Here is an 18,617-nt window from a genome sequence, read left to right on the forward strand (position 1 = left end):
GGGCCGGCTCCCTTCCTGTCATGTATCAGCCTTGGTGGCGCACCTATCCGATATACACCACACTGTGCAAGCACTTGTATCACTCAGTGCACCTTACCCGTGTCCAGCGCGCGAGGCGAGCCACTGAAACAGCCCAAAATGTGACAGATCGTTAAATGTCGAAAACAGGAACAGCCCGGCAATGAGGGCGAAGCCAACCTGAAAGCTGACTTCCTGCACCCGGCGCGAGACCGGTCGCCCCAGAATAGCCTCAAAAATATAAAATACCAGCCGCCCGCCATCAAGAATCGGCACCGGGAACAGGTTGATCAGCCCGAGGTTGATCGACAGCAGCGCCATGAAGGAAACGAGGCTTGCCACCCCGTACTGCGCCACCTGCCCCGACATCTGGGCAATGCGCAGCGGGCCGCCCAGATCCTTGGTGCTGTGCTTGCCCGTAATCATCTGCCATAGCCCGTCAAGCGTCTGGACCGAGACGTCCCACGTCTCCTTCACCGCCGAGACAAACGCGCGCGGCAGGGATTGCGGCTTGCCCATTTCAACCGCGAAGGCCACGCCAATCTGGCCGTGCGGCGTGCCGCCCTTTTCCGTAACGCTGCCGATATGGACGGGCAGCGTGGTGTCGCCGCCATTGCGGTGAATGCCCAGCGTGGTGTCCACGCCCGCCTGGCCGCCCACGAAATTGCGCAGGTCGGTCACGTCACGCACCGCATGGTCGCCCACGCGCGTGATCACGTCGCCCTTTTCCACCCCGGCCACGGCCGCCGGGCCACCCGGCGTCACCGCATCGACCTGCGTGAGCACGCGGATCTGGCCTGCGGTGGCGAACAGGCCGGTAAACAGTACGATGGCGAGCAGGAAATTGAAAACCGGCCCCGCCAGGATCACGATGGCCCGCGAGCCCACCGGCTTGTCATGGAAGGTGCGGCCGGGCTGCCATGCGGCCTTCTGCTCCTCGGTCGCGTCTTCCGGGCCTTCGAATCCATGCGGGCGCACGAAGCCGCCCAGCGGCACCGGGCACAGCCGCCATTCCGTGCCCACGCTGTCATGCCAGCGCAGCAGCGGGCGGCCAAAACCGATCGAAAACACCTCGACATGCACGCCACGCCAGCGCGCGGCGAGATAGTGACCAAGTTCGTGGATGAAGACCAGCACTCCCAACACAAGGGAGAACGCCAGAAGGGTCCGGATCAGATCATGCATGAATGCTAAGCTATCCCCCGATGGCCGCCGTGACCATCCACAATCACATCAAGCCGCGCGGGCAGCGGTGCGCAGGCGGGCGACACGGCGGGCCTCGCCATCCCAGTGCAGGACTTCCTCCAGCGTATCCGCGCGCTGCGGCCCGATGGACTGCATCACGTCCTCGACGATGCGGGCGATATCAAGAAAGCCGATTTCGCGCTTGAGGAAGGCCTCGACCGCAATTTCATTCGCCCCTGACAGGATGGCCGGCATGGCGCCGCCCACGCGCAGGGATTCGCGTGCAAGGCGCAGCGCGGGGAAGCGGACTTCATCAGGCGCCTCAAAATCAAGCCGCGCCAGCGCCGCAAGGTCGAGCCGGGGCGAGTTGGTGGGCATGCGCCGGGGCCAGGCCAGCGTGTGGGCGATGGGAATGCGCATGTCGGCCGAGCCAAGCTGGGCAACGATGGAGCCATCGGTATACTGCACCATGCCATGCACCACGGATTGCGGGTGCACGACCACGCCGAGTTTGTCCTCGGTCACGTTGAACAGGCGCGCGGCCTCGATCAGTTCCAGCCCCTTGTTGAACATGGTGGCGGAATCGATGGTGATCTTGGCGCCCATGGTCCAGGTCGGGTGCTTGAGTGCGGCTTCAAGCGGGGCCTTTTCCATTTCCTCAAGCGTGGCGCGGCGGAACGGCCCGCCCGATGCGGTGAGGATGATCTGCTCGACCTCATCGGCCTGCTTGTCGGCCATGGACTGGAACACGGCGTTATGCTCGGAATCGACCGGCAGCAGCGTTGCCCCTGCATCGGCCACGGCCTTGAGCATGACATCGCCCGCGCAGACCAGCGCCTCCTTGTTGGCAAGGGCCACGGCATTGCCGTTCTTCACCGCCGCCAGCGTGGGTTCCAGGCCGGTTGCGCCCGTAATGGCCGCCATGGTCCAGTCAACCGGCAGGCTTGCCGCCTCGATCACGGCCCTGCGGCCGCCAGCGGTTTCGATGCCCGTGCCCGCCAGCAGGGTTTCCAGTTCCGGCAGCAGGGTTTCATCGGCAATGACCGCGCGGCGCGCGCCCAGGGCGCGGGCCTGCTCGGCCAGCCTGGCCACATTGCGCCCGCCCACCAGCGCGCCGGTGCTGAACTGCCCGGGCGCCTGCAGCAGCAGGTCTACCGTGGAGCAGCCGATGCTGCCCGTACTGCCCAGAACGGAAACTGTCTTCATTGCAACCTTATTCCCCAAAACGTCCCATGACCGGGACCATGGCTTCAGTGCTGGCCCACATACCAGAAAGCCGCCCGTCCCGCCGCCCCCAAAGACAGCAGGGCCGCCATGGGGGCCGCGACCAGCAGCCCGTCAAAACGGTCGAGCAGGCCGCCATGGCCGGGCAGGATGGTGCCCGAATCCTTTACGCCGCGCGCCCGCTTGAGCGCGCTTTCCGCCAGGTCACCCATCTGGGCCGCAAGGGCGATCACCCCGCCAAACACCGCGCCCCGCCACAGCACGCCCGGCTGGGCTGCGGGCATGAGGCTCGCGATCAGCATGCCGCCCAGCACCGCGCAGGCAAGGCCGCCGATGGAGCCTGACCAGGTCTTGGCGGGTGAAATGCGCGGCGCCAGCTTGGGCCCGCCAAACAGGCGGCCTGTCATGTAGGCCCCGGTATCGCTCAGCGCCACGCAGGATACGACAAACAGGACCACGCCCGCCCCCGGATCGCTCATGGTGCGCAGCCACAGCAGCGACAGCCCGGCACAGCCAATGGCCACCTGCCCCACCCCGAGTGCCGGACCAAGAACTAGCCCCGCCGCCATAACCAGCAGCGCACCGCTCCAATGGCCGGCCACCGCGGCAATGCCGATGCATGCGGCCCACGCCATGCACAACTGCCCGCGCCGCGTTTCAAGCCCGAAGCCGAACATGCGCGCCCACTCGACCGCCATGCCCGCCATGGCCAGCACGATCATCGCGCCATAAAGCAGGCCGCCATACCACACGCACAGCCCGGCGCACGGTATCAGCACCGCAGCCGACAGCACGCGCGCGCGCAGGTCTTTCCAGTTGCCTGATTTTACTGGCGCAACGGAAGTCGCCGCCCCTTCACGCCGGTCTTGCACCGAATCGCCTTTCACGCCGCGAGTAGATCTCGAGCACGGTATCGAAATGCGCTTCGTCAAAATCCGGCCAGGGCGTGTCGAGAAAAACCAGTTCGGCATAGGCCGACTGCCACAGCAGGAAGTTCGACAGGCGGCTCTCGCCACTGGTGCGCACCACCAGGTCGGGGTCCGGCATGCCTGCGGTCAGCAGGGCGCTGGAAAAGAGGGATTCATCGATTTCGTCCGCCGCGATATCGCCCCGCGCCACGGCCTGCGCCATGCGGGCGGCTGCCTGCACGATATCCGCCCGGCCTCCGTACGAGAGGGCAAGGACCAGTACCAGCCGGTCATTGCCCATGGTCACCTGCTCGGCACGCCGCGCTTCTTCCTGAATGTCAGGGGGGAAGCGCGTCAGGTCGCCGATAATGCGCAGCCGCACGCCTTCACGCGACAGTTCAGCCACCTTGTGGCGCAGGTAGTAGCGCAGCAGCCCGGTCAGGTCGGCGACCTCACCGGGCGCGCGCCGCCAGTTTTCAGATGAAAAGGCATAAAGCGTAAGCCACTTCACGCCGCGCTTGATGGCGACCGTAACAGTGCGCTGCACCGCCTCCGCCCCGGCGCGATGACCCGCAAGCAGCGGCAGCCCCCGCGTATTGGCCCAGCGCCCGTTGCCATCCATGATGATGGCAACATGCTCGGGCAGGCACGCAGCGCCTGCAACCGGATGATCTGACCCGGACAAAACCTGATCGTCCTCCTTAGTCATGCGCGGTAGGGGGTAGGGAAAGCGGGGCAGGATGCACGGAAGGGTCAGACCTGCTTGATCTCGCGTTCTTTCTCGACCAGCAGGTCGTCCACGCGCTTGACGTACTGGTCCGTCAGCTTCTGGATCGCGTCAGACCACGTCTTCACGTCATCTTCGCTGATGTCGCCCGCCTTTTCCTGCTTCTTGGTCTGGTCCATGCCATCGCGGCGCACGCCACGCACGGCAATCTTGCCGTTCTCGGCATACTTGCCGGCCGCGCGGGCCAGCTCGTTGCGGCGTTCCTCGGTCAGCTGCGGAATGGGCACGCGCACGGTCTGGCCATCGGCCGCCGGGTTCAGGCCCAGCCCGGCGTCGCGGATCGCGCGCTCGACAGCCCCCACCAGCGTGCGGTCCCACACCTGCACGGTCAGCATGCGCGCCTCGGGCACGGCAATGGAGCCGACCTGGGTCAGCGGCACTTCGCCGCCATAGGCCTCAACGCGCACCGGCTCAAGCAGGGCCGGGCTGGCGCGGCCCGAACGCAGGCCGGCAAAATCACGGCGCAGGCTTTCGATGGCGCCGTCCATGCGGCGGGTCAGATCCGCCAGCAAACTTTTCTGATCGACAGACACTGTGGCCCTCCTCCTAATAATCAGTCCATCGCCTGGCGCATCTGCGCCACGGGCAATCCGGCGTGCGTCAGTCCGCCGCCACGATGGTGGTAAAACGCCCCTCGCCCCGCATCACGCGCGAGAAGGGTTCCTGCCCGTGAATGTTGAAGACCACGATGGGCAGGCGGTTCTCACGCGCCAGGCTGATGGCGGCGGCATCCATGACATTGAGGTCATTGGCCAGCACATCGCGGTAGGTCAGCGTGTCGTAACGCGTGGCATCGGGGTGCTTGCGCGGGTCGGCGGAATACACGCCATCAACCTGCGTGCCCTTGAACAGGGCGTCGCATTCCATCTCGGCAGCGCGCAGCGCGGCCCCCGTATCGGTGGTGAAGAACGGGTTGCCGGTGCCTGCGGCGAAGATCACCACCCGCCCCTTTTCCATGTGCCGCACGGCGCGGCGGCGGATATAGGGCTCGGCGATGGAGGACATGTGAATGGCCGTCATGACCCGCGTGGGCACGCCGTGGCGCTCGAGCGAGTTCTGCATGAGCAGCGCGTTGATCACGGTGGCCAGCATGCCGGCGTAATCACCCTGCGCGCGGTCCATGCCCCGCGCCGCCGCCGCAACACCACGGAAGATGTTGCCGCCGCCAATGACAAGGCACACCTCGATCCCGGTCCGCGCCACGGCCGCCACGTCAACTGCAATGGCGTCAACCGTTGCCGGATCGACGCCGTAAGACCCGCTCCCCATCAGGGCCTCGCCTGACACCTTGAGCAGAACACGCTTGTATGACGGAGCGGGGGTTTTGACGGGCTGGGTCATTGGGCCTCGGGACAGGTCAGGCAAACAGGGCTAGGGACGGGCAGGCCGCCCGGCCATGCCCTGTCATATAGACGGATGCCCCCCCCCACAAGCCGATGATGCCGCTCTTTTGAGGATTCAGGAAATGTCATCCAGGCCGATGGCGCGCAGGCGGGCGCGCTCCTCGTCCCATCCCGCGCGTTCCTTCACGTTGAGGAAAAGGTGGCAGTTACGGTCCAGAAGGCGGCCAAGTTCGCGCCGCGCCTTCTCGCCAATGGCGCGAATCCGGCTGCCCTTGTCGCCAATCAGGATCGCCTTGTGCGAGGCGCGCGTGACATAGATCGTAACCTCGATGCGCACCGAGCCGTCAGGGCGTTCCTCAAAGCTTTCCGTCTCCGCCGTGGCGGCATAGGGCACTTCCTGATGGGTCTGCAAGAACACCTGCTCGCGCACCATCTCGGCGGCCAGCAGGCGGTCGGGCAGGTCGGTCAAGTCATCCTCGGGGTAGAGATAGGGGCCCTTGGGCAGCTCGGCGGCGATCCGGTCGAGCAGGTCGTCCACCCCCTCGCCCGAGCGCGCGCTGACCATGAACACGTGCTCGACCGGCAGGATGGCGGAAAGCTGGGCCGTGAGCGGCAGCAGCATGTCGCGCCTGACCAGGTCGGTCTTGTTGAGCACCAGCCACAGCCTGCGCTTCTGCTCGGCCAGGCGGGTGGCGATGGCGTGCAGCGCATCGGTCATGCCCGCGCGGGCATCGACGATGAGCAGGGTGATGTCCGCATCTTCCGAGCCGGTCCAGGCGGCGGCGACCATGGCGCGGTCGAGCTTGCGCTTGGGCTGGAAGATGCCCGGCGTATCGACGAGCAGCATCTGGGTCGTGCCGCGCATGAGAATGCCCAGCACCCTAAAGCGCGTGGTCTGCGCCTTGGGGCTGACGATGGACAGCTTGGTGCCCGCCATGCGGTTGAGCAGCGTGGACTTGCCCGCATTGGGCGCGCCCACAATCGCCACGAAACCGCAGCGTGTCGTATGATCAGTATCCTGGCCGGTCATTGTCCCTGCCCTTTACGGTTCGTGGTGGTGGCGGCCTGGCTGTCCACGCCCAACTGGCGCAGCAGGTCCGATGCGGCATCGCTTTCAGCCGCGCGCTTGCTGCCTGCAACGCCCTGTCCGGTCCTGCCCTGCGCATCGACCGCAATGACAAAACGCGGCGCGTGCGATGGGCCATCCGATGAGACGACACGGTATTGCGGCAGGGGCAGGCCGCGCCCGAGCACCCATTCCTGCAAGGCCGTCTTGGGGTCCTTGGGCGGGCGGGCCTGGGCTATGATGGCCTCGCGCCACATGCGGCGCACGAAGGCACGGGCCGGGTCGAGCCCGCCATCAAGATACAGTGCGCCGAGCAGCGCCTCGACCGCATCGGCCAGCACGGTGGCCATCTGCCGCACGCCTGCGCGGGCTTCATGCTCGGCTACGTCAAGCGCCGATTGCAGCTTCATTTCATGGGCCACCTGCGCCAGCACCGTGCGCGAGACCAGATGGGCGTGCCGTGGGCCAAGCGCGCCTTCCTGTTCATCAGGGAAGCGCTCGAGCAGCCATTCGGCCATGACCAGCCCGAGCACCCGGTCGCCGATGAACTCAAGGCGCTCGTTCGACCCCGCCCCGCGCTTGGCCACGCTGAGGCGCGTGCGGCGGTTGCCACTGCGCTCATGCGCCGCCGAGCGGTGGGTCAGCGCACGCAGCAGCAGTTCGGGGCGGGTGAAGTGGTAGTCCAGGCACGCCTCCAGCCGCCTGATCTCGGCCACGGGAACGCGCTCGGCCTCCATGATCAGTGCACCCCCATGAACAGGCGGCCCCAGCGGATCTCGCTCGGCCAGTACCATACCTGCCAGAACGGGTGCGCGTTATCGACCGACATGAAGATCCACTTTGCCTGCCCCACCAGGTTCTCCATCGGCACGAAGCCGAGGTCCTGCGGCTCGTCGCCCATGAAGCGGCTGTCGGCGCTGTCGTCGCGGTTGTCGCCCATGGCGAAGAAGTAGCCCGGCGGCACGACATATTCCGGCGTGTCGTTCTTGCCGCCCTCATCGGTCAGCTTCAGGATATCATGCGCCACGGGGCCGTGGCCGCCGCTGCCGGGCAGGATCTCGCGGTAGCGGTCACCCTCCATGCGGGTGCGGTGCTCGTCGATGGCGGCATAATCGCCTTCGGGCTCGCGAGGCACTTCGGTGCCGTTGAGGTAGAGCTTGCCCTCGCGCATCTGCACCGTATCACCCGGCAGACCCACGATGCGCTTGATGTAGTCGATCGAGGTATCCTTGGTGAAGCGGAACACCGCCACGTCGCCCCGATGGGGCATGCTGTTGAAAATCCGCCCCTCGAACAGGTTGGGCGCGCCGGGCAGCGCAAAATGCGAGTAGCCATAGCTGTATTTGGCCACCCACACGTAGTCACCCACCTGCAGCGTCGGGATCATGGAGCCGGAGGGAATGTTGAACGGCTCGAACAGCACCGTACGCACGCTCAGGGCGAGCACGCCGGCGATGACCACGGTGCGCACGAGTTCGAGCAGGCCGCCAGAGCGACGCTCGGGCTCGGCCTGCGAGAGAATTGTCTTGTTATCGTCCATTGGCATGTCTGTATCTTCAATCCGGCTCTGGCATCGACCGGACAGGCTGCGCCGGACGAATAACGTGCGGATCAAGCCCACGCGCACCCCGCCTGTCAAGCATTGCCCAAGGGCAACGTGAAGGGCGTCAGGCCGTGGCCGCCTTCTCCGCCATGATCATGACCTGGGCAAAGGCATAGGGGTGCTCATCGGTCATGGTCAGGAATATGTGGGGTTCATGGCCTGCGGGCAGCAGGGCCTCAAGCCGCGCCAGCGCCCCGCCCGAAAGCCGCATGACCGGCTGCCCACCGGGCAGGTTCTCCACGCCAAGGTCGCTATGGAACACGCCATGGGCAAAGCCGGTGCCTAGCGCCTTGGCGCAGGCCTCTTTCGCCGCCCAGCGCTTGGCGTAGGTGCCCAGCCGCGCATTGCCCTGCCTGCGCGCCGCCGCCTGCTGCTCGCGCGCGGTGAACACGCGCGTGATGAAGCGCGCGCCGTGCCGGGCAAGGACCGTCTCGATCCGCCGCGCATCGCACAGGTCCGAGCCGATGCCGATCAGCATGGCAGACTACCCCCTTGCCCGTTCAACCTGCACAACACCCTTGGCAGCCCGCAGCGCCACCATGATGGCGGTCAGGTGCCGCAGGTCGCGCACTTCGATATCGGCAAGGATCTCCATGAATTCAAGCTGCCGGTTGACGATGCGCAGGTTCATCATCACGCCCTCATGCTTGGCGGCGATATTGGTCAGCGTGGCCAGCATGGCGGGTTCGTTGGCGGTGACAACGCTCAGCCGCCCGGTATGGTGGCCGGTGGCGTTGCGGGCGATCAGGTCGTAATCCCAGTCGAGGTCCATGAACCGCTCGGGGGTAGCGGCGAAGGTTTCCAGCGTCTGGCAGCCCAGCGTATGCACCGTGATGCCCTTGCCGGTGGAGACGATGCCCACGATCCGGTCGCCGGGCAGCGGGTGGCAGCACCCGGCAAAATGCACCGCCATGCCCGCACCCACGCCCGCAAGCGCCATGCCGCCCGCAGCCGGCTTGCGCCGCCCCGGCACGCCGCCACTCAGCGCGCCCCCCGCAGGCGCGCGCATGGACAGGCCCGGCACCATGCGCGGCGCGCGCGGCGCGCGGCGCAGCTCGGGGTAGGCCAGCTGCACCACCTCGCGCGCGGACTGGTTGCCATTGCCCACGGCCACGTACAGGTCGGCCACACTCTGCAGGCGCAGGTCCTTGAGCAGGGTGTCGAGCACCTTTTCCGAGCCGTCCACCCCTTCCTGCCGGAAGGCCTTGGCCAGCGCCACGCGCCCGCTTTCCAGATGGGCCTCGCGCTGCTGCAGCGCCACATGGCGGCGGATGCGCGCGCGCGCCTTGCCGGTGGCGACAAACCGCTCCCACGAGGGCGAGGGCGTGCCGCCGCGCGCGGTCATGATCTCGACCTGGTCACCATTCTGCAACTCGTGGCGCAGCGGCATCAGGCGACCATTGATGCGCGCGCCCACGCAGGTGTCACCCACCTGGCTGTGCACCGCATAGGCAAAATCAACCGGCGTCGCCCCGCGCGGCAGCGAGATCAGCTGCCCCTTGGGCGTGAAGCAGAAGACCTGGTCCTGATAGAGTTCGAGCTTGGTGTTCTCGAGGAACTCATCGGGGGCCGATGAATCCTCAAGGATGTCGAGCAGGTCCTGCACCCAGCGCAGGCCCGAGACCACGCCCTTCGTCGCGCCCTTGGCCGCCACATCGGGCAGTTGCTTGTACAGCCAGTGCGAGGCGACCCCGTTCTCGGCAACGTCGTGCATTTCCGCCGTGCGGATCTGCACCTCGATCTTCTGGTTGCGCGGATGGCGCAGCGTGACCCCGGTGTGCAGGCTCTGGTAGCCGTTGGCCTTGGGGGTGGAGATATAATCCTTGAACCGCCCGGCAATGACCGGATAGGCCGCGTGCACCGCGCCGAGCGCGATATAGCAGGCCTCGCGCGAAGGCACGATGATGCGGAAGGCCATGATGTCGGAAAGCTGCTCGAAGGCAACATTGCGCCGCTGCATCTTTTCCCAGATGGAATAGGGCGTCTTTTCGCGCCCTGTCACCTCCACGCCCTCCAGCCCGGCATCAATGCACAGGGCCTGGAGTTCGCGGCGGATCTCCTCGATCACATCGGCGCCCTGCCCGCGCAGGTAGTTGAGCCTGGCGCGGATCGTGGCCATCGCCTCGGGCTCGAGGGCGGCGAATGACAGGTTCTGGAGCTCGACCTTGACCTTGTCCATGCCGATACGGCCGGCAAGGGGGGCGTAGATCTCCATCGTCTCGCGCGCGATGCGCTGCCTGCGGTCGATGCGCTGCACGTAATGCAGCGTGCGCATGTTGTGCAACCGGTCGGCCAGCTTGACGAGCAGCACGCGGATGTCGCGCGACATGGCCAGCACGAGCTTGCGGAAATTCTCCGCCTGCTTGGTGCGGTCGGACTGGAGTTCGAGCCGTGTGAGCTTGGTCACGCCATCGACCAGTTCGGCAACCGTATCGCCAAACTGTTCCCGCAACTGCTTCTGGGTTACCCCGGTATCTTCCACCGTATCGTGCAGGAGCGCTGTCACGATCGAGGCGGTATCGAGATGGAAGCCTGCCAGGATATTGGCTACGGCCAGCGGATGGGTGATGTAGGGATCGCCGTTATCGCGCGCCTGGCCCGCATGGGCGGCCTGGGCCACGGCAAAGGCCCGGCGGATCAGCTCCGCATCGGCGGCGGGGTCATACGCATGGATGCGCCGGATCAGCCCCTCGCAGGACAGGACGCGCTCCCCGCCCTCATGCCGGGCGGGAAGGGTGGCCGCAGGGGCAGCCACGCCACCCGTGGCAGGCACGGGCAGGGAGGAAGATGTGGTTTCCGAGCCGGTCGGGTCAGTCACCTTCGACCCTTTCGCCAGAAATTAACGGCCCCGTCCGCTCAGGGCCGACTCAACCGATGCCTCGAGTTCTTCAGCCGACATGCCGCCGGTGGCATGGCGGGCTTCTTCCTCGGCCGAGACATCCTGCAGGCCGAAGATGTTCTGCTCAGTCGGGATCAGGTCGACCACTTCCTCATCGGCAGGCTCGGGCTCGGGCGCACGGGCGAGCGAGCGCACGAGGTCGCTGCGGATCTGCTCGAGGTTAATCGTCTGGTCCGCGATCTCGCGCAGGGCGACAACGGGGTTCTTGTCGTTATCGCGGTCAATCGTCATTTCCTCGCCGCGCGACAGGGCGCGGGCACGCTGGGCTGCGAGCAGCACCAGTTCAAAACGATTGGGAACCCGCTCAACGCAGTCCTCGACAGTGACGCGTGCCATCAGGCCTGAACTCCGGTTGTTAAATAGGTGTGTTGATAAGAATTTACCCTATTACGCCCCCGCCTGTCGTGATGCAAGCCTTATGCGGCGCTTCAGGCCCGCTCAGGCTCCGCCATGCGCCGGATTTCCTGCCCCGCGACCCCGGGCAGGAAGGTGTCGATCCCCTGCCCCGTCACCGGGTCGCGCCAGTCGGGCATGACATCGCGCAGCGGCAGCAGCACGAAGGCACGCTGCGTTGCGCGCGGGTGCGGCACGATGGGGTCGGGCGCCGCGCGCACCAGCGCGCCCATGGAGATGATGTCAAGATCAAGCGGGCGGGCGGCGTTGGCCACCGTGCGCCTGCGCCCGGCCGCGGCCTCGATGGCGTGGAGCTGGCCAAGCAGCCAGGCCGGATCAACATCGCCCGCCATGCGCACGACTCCGTTCACATAGGGCGGCTGGCCCGAAGGCGGCACCGGCGCGCTCTCGTACCACGCCGAGACGCCCACCACCGAAAGACCGGGGATGCGGGCGAGTTCATCCACCGCCCACAGGCAGGTCATGGCCGCAGTTTCACCACTTTCGCGCGGTAGATTGGCGCCCACCGCAATAAAGGTGTCTGTGATGCAGGAGATGGATTGCGGCATGTTCATCGGGAAACTATGGTCCGGTAGCCTGTTGCCCGATGAGTAATCCGGGCGTCAGGGAACTTCTGTGAGGATATCCGCTTCTATATAACTGGACCGATTGCCACCGCACAACTTCCCCATCGTAATAAAATACATGCCAGTCGAAATTTAACACGATCGCAACATATTCACTTTCTTGTTTCAGGGACTGAACACAAATGTTTTTTCAACCCGAGGAACGGCTCTGCCTTTTTATTGATGGCACCAGCCTGTATTCCGCATCACGCAACCTTGGTTTTGAGGTCGATTACCGCAAGCTGTTGCAATTCTTCCGTTCGAAGTCAAACGTATTGCGGGCCTATTATTATTCCGCCGTGCTCGATACCGAAGAATACTCCCCCCTCAAGCCACTGACGGACTGGCTCGTCTATAACGGCTATTCCCTCGTGACCAAGAACGCGCGCGAGTTCATCGACCATAACGGCCGCCGCCGCGTGCGTGGCAACATGGATGTGGAACTCGCGGTGGACATGATGGAAATGGCGCCGCGCATCGACCATGCCGTGCTCTTCAGCGGTGATTCCGATTTCCGCCGCCTGCTCGAATCCGTGCAGCGCCAGGGCGTGCGCACCACCGTGGTCGGCTCGATCAAGACCACGCCGCCGCTGATTGGCGATGAACTGCGCCGCCAGGCCGACCAGTTCGTTGAACTGGCCGACATCGCCACCCACTTCATGCGCCGCCACCTTGAAAACCGCCCGCCCCGCCACAACGCCCCCCCTCCGGTGCGCCACCCGGCGGACCAGATGAGCGAACAGGACGGCGACTGATACGAAAAAACCCGCCCGGACCTTGGCCCGGGCGGATTTTTCAATACAGATCATTGATAAATAAAGAATAAAAGTTTTAAGGCGTCGCTTTTCAAAGCTTTTTGAAAGAAGCTTCACCAGAAACTTTTATCATTTCAGCACATGACATGCCCTCAGCCATCAAGCTGCAGGGCATTGCGGGTGCGCTCGCGCACCTGCGCGCACAAAGCCGCATCCTGCCCCAGCTTCTTGCCGTAGGAAGGCACCATCTCGCGCAGCCGCGCCTCCCACTGCGGCAGGCGGTCGGCAAAGCAGCGCTGCAGCACGGTGAGCATGATGGGCGCTGCGGTGGAGGCGCCGGGCGAAGCCCCGAGCAGGCCCGCGATGGAACCGCTGCCACCGGTCACGACCTCCGTGCCGAACTGGAGCACGCCGCCCTTCTTGGCGTCCTTCTTGATCACCTGCACGCGCTGGCCCGCGGTAATCAGCTCCCAGTCTTCCTTGCGGGCGGTGGGCACGAAATCGCGCAGCGCCTTGAGCCGGTCCTCGTTGGACTGCATGACCTGCTGGATCAGGTATTTGGTCAGCGGCATGTTGTCACGCGCAACCGCCATCATCGCCCCGATATTGTCCATGCGGATGGAGCGCGGCAGGTCCAGCCACGACCCATGCTTGAGGAACTTGGTCGAGAACCCGGCATAGGGGCCGAACAGCAGGCCCTGCCTGCCATCGATCACGCGGGTATCAAGATGCGGCACCGACATGGGCGGCGCCCCGACCGAGGCCTTGCCATACACCTTGGCATGGTGCTGGGCCACTACATCGGGGTTGGTGCAGCGCAGGAACTGCCCGCTGACGGGAAAGCCGCCAATGCCACGGGCTTCGGGGATGCCGCTTTTCTGGAGCAGGTGCAGCGCACCGCCACCTGCGCCAACAAACACGAACCTGGCGCGCACCTTGCGCTCGCCCCCGCCATGCTGGGCACGGACCGCGACATCCCACTGCCCGTCACCCGTGGGGGTAAGATCCTCGACCTCATGGGCGAGGTTGAGGTCAAAGCCGGGCTTGCTGGCCAGCAGGTCGATCAACCGGTGCGTCAGCGCGCCAAAATTCACGTCCGTGCCAGCCGGGTGCCACGTTGCGGCCAGGGGCTGGCCGGGCGCGCGGTCCTGCATGACCAGCGGCATCCACTGCCGCATCTGGCCTTCATCGGTGGTGAACGACATGCCCTCGAACAGCGGATGCTGCTGCAGGGCGGCGTAACGGCGGCGCAGGAAATCGACATTCTCCGCCCCCCACACAAAGCTCATATGCGGGATGGGGTTGAGGAAATCACGCGGGGAAGCGATCTGCCCGGTCTCGACAAGGTAGGACCAGAACTGGCGTGAAACCTGAAAGGCCTCGTTGACGTTCACGGCCTTGGAAATATCCACCGTGCCATCGGGGCGCAGGGGGGTGTAGTTCAGCTCGCACAGGGCCGAATGGCCGGTGCCCGCGTTGTTCCAGCCATTCGAGCTTTCCAGCGCCACGTCATCAAGCCGCCCGAACAGGGCGATGGACAGGCCGGGCTCAAGCTGGCGCAGCAGGGCGCCGAGCGTTGCACTCATGATTCCGCCACCAATCAGGACCACATCATACGTGGTGGCGGATGAGGGATTCGAGGTCATGGCATTCTCCGGATCGGCATCGGAAACCCGCTGCGTGACTGTTCATCGGCTGGACCGGGCAGCACGCCCGGCGGCGCGGGACACCCGGCCTGATTACATTCATGTTGGCGCCGGTGGCACCCGGCGCGCCGGCCCCATGCGCCATGGGCAACCGGACTGTCAGCCCTTTCCTTGCCACCATGTGCGCCAGGGCGCTGCATCATCTCTACGCGAGGACGCCATATTCATGCCCCAATGGCCCCCGCCCCACCTCCTGCGCGCGGCCGAAAAACCGGCCCGCGCGCAGGGGATGGCCTTCCCTACACGCATCGCGGCGCGGCGTCATCCGCACTGGTCCATGCAGGTGGCCGGAGTCCCGCCATAACCGTGACGGATCATCACCGCCGCCACCATGCACGACAGCACGCGCACCGCCACCGGGTCGGCCCGGCTGGTCAGAATGACCGGCACGCGCATGCCCATGACAATGCCCGCCGCCCGCGCCTGCCCGATGAAGGTCATCTGCTTGGCCAGGATATTGCCCGCCTCGAGGTCGGGCACCACCAGAATATCCGCCTGCCCTGCCACGGGCGAGACCACGCCCTTGCAACGCGCGGCCTCGGGGCTGACGGCGTTATCAAGGGCGAGCGGCCCGTCCACCACCGCCCCCGTGATCTGCCCGCGTTCGGCCATCTTGCACAGCACCGCCGCATCGAGCGTGGAAGGGAGTGCCGGGTTGACCATCTCCACCGCCGAGAGCAGCGCCACCTTCGGCTGCGTCATGCCCAGCATGTGCGCGAGGTCGATGCTGTTCTGCACGATGTCGCGGCGGGATTCGAGATCGGGCGCGATATTGACCGCGCCATCGCTCACCAGCAGCACGCGCGGGGCCTGCGGGGCATCGAGCACATAGACATGGCTCATGCGCCGGGCCGTGCGCAGCCCGCCCTCGTGGTGGCCGAGTTCGTGCAAAAAGATGCGCGAATGCAGCGAGCCCTTCATCAACGCCGCCACCGCGCCATCACGCGCCATGCGCACGCCATGACGGGCCGCCTCCTCCGCCGTGGGCAGGTCAATGAAGGTGCAGCCGGCCAGCGACACGCCCGATGCCGTGGCCAGTTGCCGGATCCGCGCCTCCGGGCCGATCAGCACCGGCTGGGCCAGGGCGTTACGCGCCACCTCGGCGGCGGCCTCGATGGCGGGCAGGCTGCACGGATAGACCACCCCCAGCCGCATGGGGGCATGGCCGGACAGGGTGTGGGCCAGATCATCAAAAAAACGCAAGCTACGCATCATGCCTTCTTTCGGGTTGCGGGCAGGGCCTGCCCCCCTGATGCCACAGCCCCCCGTATCCGCCCGCCATCATCTTTATGCGAGGGCGCAACCGGAACCCGCCCCGCATGACACAGATGTGACCACGGGCCGCCCCGGTTTGCAGGCACGCCCCGGCATGCGCCACCGTTAAGGCTTACGGGCCATATCACCCGCGCAGCAGTGCGACCGATGCCCCCGTGACAGGCCCCACGCCCCTCATGCATGCTGCGGCGCAGGACGGGCACGGGCCTGAACGGTGCCCACCATTACAAGGAGAATATCCATGTCCACCGCTTCCCTGATCGGATTTATAGGCTTTGGCGCCATGGCGTCGCGCATGGGGGCCAACCTGAGCAAGGCGGGCCACAGGCTCGTGGCCTATACCCCTTCGGGCAAGGGGGGCGATGGCAGCACGCGCTTCGTGCCCACGCCGCGCGCGCTGGCGCAGGAGGCGGATATCGTGATCGTGTGCGTGCCTGATGACGAGGCGCTCGAAGCCTCGCTGCAGGGGCCCGATGGCGCGCTGGCGGGCATGAAGCCCGGCGGCCTGCTCATCAATACCAGCACCGTCGCCCCCGAGACCTCCGTAGCCCTGGCCGAGCAGGGCAAGGCGCTGGGGCTGACCGTAATCGACGCACCGGTGGCAGGCAGCACGCCGGAGGCGGAATCGGGCAATCTGGTGGTGCTGGCCGGTGGCACGGCAGAAGAGATCAGCCGCGCCCAGCCGGTGTTTGACGCCATTGGCCGCCTGACCATCCACGCAGGCCCCGCTGGCAGCGGCTCCAAGCTCAAGCTTGTCATCAACGGCATCATGGGGGCCACGCTGGCCGTGGTGGCCGAAGGCGTGACCTATGGCCTGGCAGCAGGGCTGGAGCGCGACATGCTGTATGACGCGCTCGATGCGGTGCCGGTCATCTCGCCGCACCACAAGCGCAAGCTCAAGGCCGCGAAGGCGGGTGATTTCAGCCCGCAATTCCCCACCCGCCTCATGCAGAAGGATATGCGCCTGCTGCTGACCGATGGCGCCCGGCAGATGGCCCCGCTCCCCGCCATGGCCGCCGCCACCCAGAGCCTGTCGCTCACCCGCAGGCGGTACCCCAACGAGGATTATTCCGCCCTGTTTGCGGTAATGGAATCCATGGTGGCCAATACGCCCTGAGGATAAGGCCGCCTTTTCCTGAACGGAGAGAGCGCCAGAAGCCCTTGGTTTGCATCACTATACGGGTGTCAGATCCGCCCGCGCACCATCGCGGCCATGACCGCCAGCCTGTCGCCCACGCCACGCGCCGGCGGGGGGCTGGCGGCGGGCGTGGCGCGGGCTTTCATGTCGCGCAGGCCGAGCACTGCGGGCAGGCTTGCGGCAAGCGCCGGGCGCGGCAGGCGGCCTCCCGCACGCGCCTGCGCCAGCCATGCCTGCCCCTGCTGGCGCAGTTCCCCGCGCAGGGCCGCGATCTGGCCGGGGGCAGCCTGGCCGGTGCGCAGCCCCTCACGCGTAAGGTTCGCCCCGGCCAGCATGTCATCAGGCAGCGGGCAGCGGCCTGCGGCCAATACGGCTGGCAGGTAGCGCACCAGCGCGCCCACACCATACACCCCGCCATACAGGCGCACCCGCTCCAGCGCCGGGCCATCGTCAATGCCGGCTTCCATGGCCATGGCCACCTGCAGGCCTCCCGCGCCCGCCAGCATGGCGGCCTGCCAGTGTTCGCGGTCAGGCAGGCCATCAAGTTCATCCTCCCGGGCCGTGATGATGGCCTCGACCGTATCGCGCCGCACCCGCCCCCGCGCCAGCAGGCCCAGCAGGGCGCGGGCGGTCTCGTGGCGCTGGGCATTGCCGCTTTCCACCACGTCGCGCCACCACTGCAGGCGGATCAGCCCCGCCATCGGCCCGGCCACCGCCCATGAGGCAGGCGTGGCCACGGCGCGCACGCATTCATGATTGAAGGCGATCAGCGCCATTGCCGCCGCCCGTGCCGCGGCAGGCAGGAACAGCGCGCAGAAAAAGCGGTCCGGGTCCGCCGCGCGGGCGGCGTGCAGCATGGACACGCCATCGTGCGCGACAGGCGATGCATCCATCGGGCCGGTCATGGCGTTTGGTTCCGAAGGCATGGGAGGCGCGCGTTCATATGTCCGTCACTTGACGCACCGGGCCCGCCCCCATAGCAATCTTGGTATGGCGGCCACGTGCCGCCCCTTGCAATTCCCAGGAGAATGTTCATGGCTTTCGAATTGCCGTCCCTTCCCTTCGCCTACAATGCCCTTGCCAACCGTGGCATGTGCCAGGAAACGCTGGAACTCCATCATGACAAGCACCACCAGGCCTATGTGACGGCGCTGAACGGGTTTGTCGAATCCAAGCCGGAACTGCAGGGCAAGTCGCTTGAGGAAATCATCCTCATGGTCAAGGGCAAGCCCGACCTCGCCCCCGTGTTCAACAATGCGGGACAGCACTGGAACCACATCCTGTTCTGGCAGAACCTGGCGCCCAAGGGCGGGGTGATTCCCGATTCCCTGAGCAAGAAGATCGTTGAGGACCTGGGCAGCATCGAGAAGTTCAAGGCCGACTTCAAGGCCGCCGCCGCCTCGCAGTTCGGCTCGGGCTGGGCATGGCTGGTCCTGGGCTCCGACGGCAAGCTGAAGGTGACCAAGACCGCCAACGGCTCCAACCCGCTGGCCGAAGGCCAGGGCAAGGTGCTGCTCGGCCTCGATGTGTGGGAGCACTCCTACTACCTCGACTTCCGCAACCGTCGCCCCGACTACATCGTCAACTACCTCGACCAGCTCGCCAACTACGAGTTTGCCGAGGCACAGCTCCAGTCCGCCTGATCACGCATCTGGCGTTCTGACTACGGAAAACCCGGCTTCGCGCCGGGT

General features: G+C 66.0%; 19 protein-coding genes. 3 read left to right on the plus strand and 16 right to left on the minus strand.

Annotated elements, in window-relative coordinates; genetic code table 11:
* Positions 1–93: 93 nt before the first annotated feature.
* The 13 genes from rseP to folK all read right to left on the minus strand — a co-directional run bounded on the left by rseP (position 94) and on the right by folK (position 12,001).
* Positions 94–1,203, minus strand: a complete 1,110-nt coding sequence (gene rseP, locus DV027_RS00835; RefSeq protein WP_130730085.1) for an RIP metalloprotease RseP — start codon at positions 1,201–1,203, stop codon at positions 94–96.
* Positions 1,204–1,251: 48 nt separating this feature from the next.
* Positions 1,252–2,409 carry a 1-deoxy-D-xylulose-5-phosphate reductoisomerase gene (gene dxr, locus DV027_RS00840; RefSeq protein ID WP_130730086.1) on the minus strand — a complete coding sequence of 386 codons (1,158 nt, stop codon included), beginning with the start codon at positions 2,407–2,409 and terminating at the stop codon, positions 1,252–1,254.
* 44 nt (positions 2,410–2,453) lie between these two features.
* Complete coding sequence (locus tag DV027_RS00845) at positions 2,454–3,314, minus strand: phosphatidate cytidylyltransferase (RefSeq protein WP_242621672.1); 861 nt, start codon at positions 3,312–3,314, stop codon at positions 2,454–2,456.
* The gene (uppS, locus tag DV027_RS00850; protein WP_242621685.1) at positions 3,283–3,957 is read right to left on the minus strand and encodes a polyprenyl diphosphate synthase; all 675 of its coding nucleotides are present in this window, start codon (positions 3,955–3,957) and stop codon (positions 3,283–3,285) included. Before uppS ends, DV027_RS00845 begins: the two co-directional genes overlap by 32 nt.
* Before the next feature lie 131 nt (positions 3,958–4,088).
* Positions 4,089–4,655: a ribosome recycling factor gene (frr, locus tag DV027_RS00855; RefSeq protein WP_130730089.1), complete on the minus strand. Its 567-nt coding sequence runs from the start codon at positions 4,653–4,655 to the stop codon at positions 4,089–4,091.
* A 67-nt stretch (positions 4,656–4,722) separates the two neighbouring features.
* The gene (gene pyrH / locus DV027_RS00860; protein WP_130730090.1) at positions 4,723–5,463 is read right to left on the minus strand and encodes a UMP kinase; all 741 of its coding nucleotides are present in this window, start codon (positions 5,461–5,463) and stop codon (positions 4,723–4,725) included.
* Between the two features lie 117 nt (positions 5,464–5,580).
* Entirely contained in the window at positions 5,581–6,495 is a 915-nt protein-coding gene (era, locus tag DV027_RS00865) for a GTPase Era (RefSeq protein WP_130730091.1), read from the minus strand.
* Entirely contained in the window at positions 6,492–7,268 is a 777-nt protein-coding gene (gene rnc, locus DV027_RS00870; RefSeq protein WP_130730092.1) for a ribonuclease III, read from the minus strand. Before rnc ends, era begins: the two co-directional genes overlap by 4 nt.
* 2 nt (positions 7,269–7,270) lie before the next feature.
* Entirely contained in the window at positions 7,271–8,071 is an 801-nt protein-coding gene (lepB, locus tag DV027_RS00875) for a signal peptidase I (protein WP_130730240.1), read from the minus strand.
* Positions 8,072–8,198: 127 nt separating this feature from the next.
* A complete protein-coding gene (acpS, locus tag DV027_RS00880; RefSeq protein WP_130730093.1) occupies positions 8,199–8,612 on the minus strand; it encodes a holo-ACP synthase in 414 nt (137 codons plus the stop codon).
* A gap of 6 nt (positions 8,613–8,618) precedes the next feature.
* The gene (locus DV027_RS00885; RefSeq protein ID WP_130730241.1) at positions 8,619–10,913 is read right to left on the minus strand and encodes a RelA/SpoT family protein; all 2,295 of its coding nucleotides are present in this window, start codon (positions 10,911–10,913) and stop codon (positions 8,619–8,621) included.
* A 60-nt stretch (positions 10,914–10,973) separates the two neighbouring features.
* Complete coding sequence (gene rpoZ / locus DV027_RS00890) at positions 10,974–11,369, minus strand: DNA-directed RNA polymerase subunit omega (protein ID WP_130730094.1); 396 nt, start codon at positions 11,367–11,369, stop codon at positions 10,974–10,976.
* A 92-nt stretch (positions 11,370–11,461) separates the two neighbouring features.
* Positions 11,462–12,001, minus strand: a complete 540-nt coding sequence (folK, locus tag DV027_RS00895) for a 2-amino-4-hydroxy-6-hydroxymethyldihydropteridine diphosphokinase (protein ID WP_408884437.1) — start codon at positions 11,999–12,001, stop codon at positions 11,462–11,464.
* 194 nt (positions 12,002–12,195) lie between these two features.
* Here folK and DV027_RS00900 point away from each other — a divergent pair, with 194 nt between their 5' ends.
* A complete protein-coding gene (locus DV027_RS00900) occupies positions 12,196–12,807 on the plus strand; it encodes a LabA-like NYN domain-containing protein (RefSeq protein WP_061271569.1) in 612 nt (203 codons plus the stop codon).
* Between the two features lie 152 nt (positions 12,808–12,959).
* Here the strand turns inward: DV027_RS00900 and DV027_RS00905 are convergent, their stop codons facing one another.
* Complete coding sequence (locus DV027_RS00905; protein ID WP_130730095.1) at positions 12,960–14,453, minus strand: malate:quinone oxidoreductase; 1,494 nt, start codon at positions 14,451–14,453, stop codon at positions 12,960–12,962.
* Between the two features lie 321 nt (positions 14,454–14,774).
* Complete coding sequence (locus DV027_RS00910; protein WP_130730096.1) at positions 14,775–15,728, minus strand: bifunctional enoyl-CoA hydratase/phosphate acetyltransferase; 954 nt, start codon at positions 15,726–15,728, stop codon at positions 14,775–14,777.
* A gap of 301 nt (positions 15,729–16,029) precedes the next feature.
* Here DV027_RS00910 and DV027_RS00915 point away from each other — a divergent pair, with 301 nt between their 5' ends.
* Positions 16,030–16,905 carry an NAD(P)-dependent oxidoreductase gene (locus DV027_RS00915; RefSeq protein ID WP_130730097.1) on the plus strand — a complete coding sequence of 292 codons (876 nt, stop codon included), beginning with the start codon at positions 16,030–16,032 and terminating at the stop codon, positions 16,903–16,905.
* Between the two features lie 68 nt (positions 16,906–16,973).
* Here DV027_RS00915 and DV027_RS00920 read toward each other — a convergent pair whose 3' ends face one another.
* Positions 16,974–17,831, minus strand: coding sequence for a squalene/phytoene synthase family protein (locus DV027_RS00920; protein WP_130730243.1), 858 nt, complete (start codon positions 17,829–17,831; stop codon positions 16,974–16,976).
* Positions 17,832–17,960: 129 nt separating this feature from the next.
* Between DV027_RS00920 and DV027_RS00925 the strand changes: the two genes are divergently transcribed.
* A complete protein-coding gene (locus tag DV027_RS00925) occupies positions 17,961–18,569 on the plus strand; it encodes a superoxide dismutase (protein WP_110566925.1) in 609 nt (202 codons plus the stop codon).
* The last annotated feature ends 48 nt before the right edge of the window (positions 18,570–18,617 follow it).

Origin of the sequence: Komagataeibacter xylinus (assembly GCF_004302915.1) — a bacterium.
In the GTDB taxonomy this organism is placed as follows: domain Bacteria; phylum Pseudomonadota; class Alphaproteobacteria; order Acetobacterales; family Acetobacteraceae; genus Komagataeibacter; species Komagataeibacter xylinus_C.

Coding starts and splice junctions, on each gene's coding strand:
- pyrH (WP_130730090.1), bottom strand. CDS start 5,463: ATGACCCAGCCCGTCAAAACCCCCGCTCCGTCATACAAGCGTGTTCTG.
- DV027_RS00915 (WP_130730097.1), top strand. CDS start 16,030: ATGTCCACCGCTTCCCTGATCGGATTTATAGGCTTTGGCGCCATGGCG.
- dxr (WP_130730086.1), bottom strand. CDS start 2,409: ATGAAGACAGTTTCCGTTCTGGGCAGTACGGGCAGCATCGGCTGCTCC.
- rseP (WP_130730085.1), bottom strand. CDS start 1,203: ATGCATGATCTGATCCGGACCCTTCTGGCGTTCTCCCTTGTGTTGGGA.
- uppS (WP_242621685.1), bottom strand. CDS start 3,957: ATGGATGGCAACGGGCGCTGGGCCAATACGCGGGGGCTGCCGCTGCTT.
- acpS (WP_130730093.1), bottom strand. CDS start 8,612: ATGCTGATCGGCATCGGCTCGGACCTGTGCGATGCGCGGCGGATCGAG.
- rpoZ (WP_130730094.1), bottom strand. CDS start 11,369: ATGGCACGCGTCACTGTCGAGGACTGCGTTGAGCGGGTTCCCAATCGT.
- era (WP_130730091.1), bottom strand. CDS start 6,495: ATGACCGGCCAGGATACTGATCATACGACACGCTGCGGTTTCGTGGCG.
- DV027_RS00910 (WP_130730096.1), bottom strand. CDS start 15,728: ATGATGCGTAGCTTGCGTTTTTTTGATGATCTGGCCCACACCCTGTCC.
- folK (WP_408884437.1), bottom strand. CDS start 12,001: ATGAACATGCCGCAATCCATCTCCTGCATCACAGACACCTTTATTGCG.
- lepB (WP_130730240.1), bottom strand. CDS start 8,071: ATGGACGATAACAAGACAATTCTCTCGCAGGCCGAGCCCGAGCGTCGC.
- DV027_RS00900 (WP_061271569.1), top strand. CDS start 12,196: ATGTTTTTTCAACCCGAGGAACGGCTCTGCCTTTTTATTGATGGCACC.
- DV027_RS00925 (WP_110566925.1), top strand. CDS start 17,961: ATGGCTTTCGAATTGCCGTCCCTTCCCTTCGCCTACAATGCCCTTGCC.
- rnc (WP_130730092.1), bottom strand. CDS start 7,268: ATGGAGGCCGAGCGCGTTCCCGTGGCCGAGATCAGGCGGCTGGAGGCG.
- DV027_RS00920 (WP_130730243.1), bottom strand. CDS start 17,831: ATGACCGGCCCGATGGATGCATCGCCTGTCGCGCACGATGGCGTGTCC.
- DV027_RS00905 (WP_130730095.1), bottom strand. CDS start 14,453: ATGACCTCGAATCCCTCATCCGCCACCACGTATGATGTGGTCCTGATT.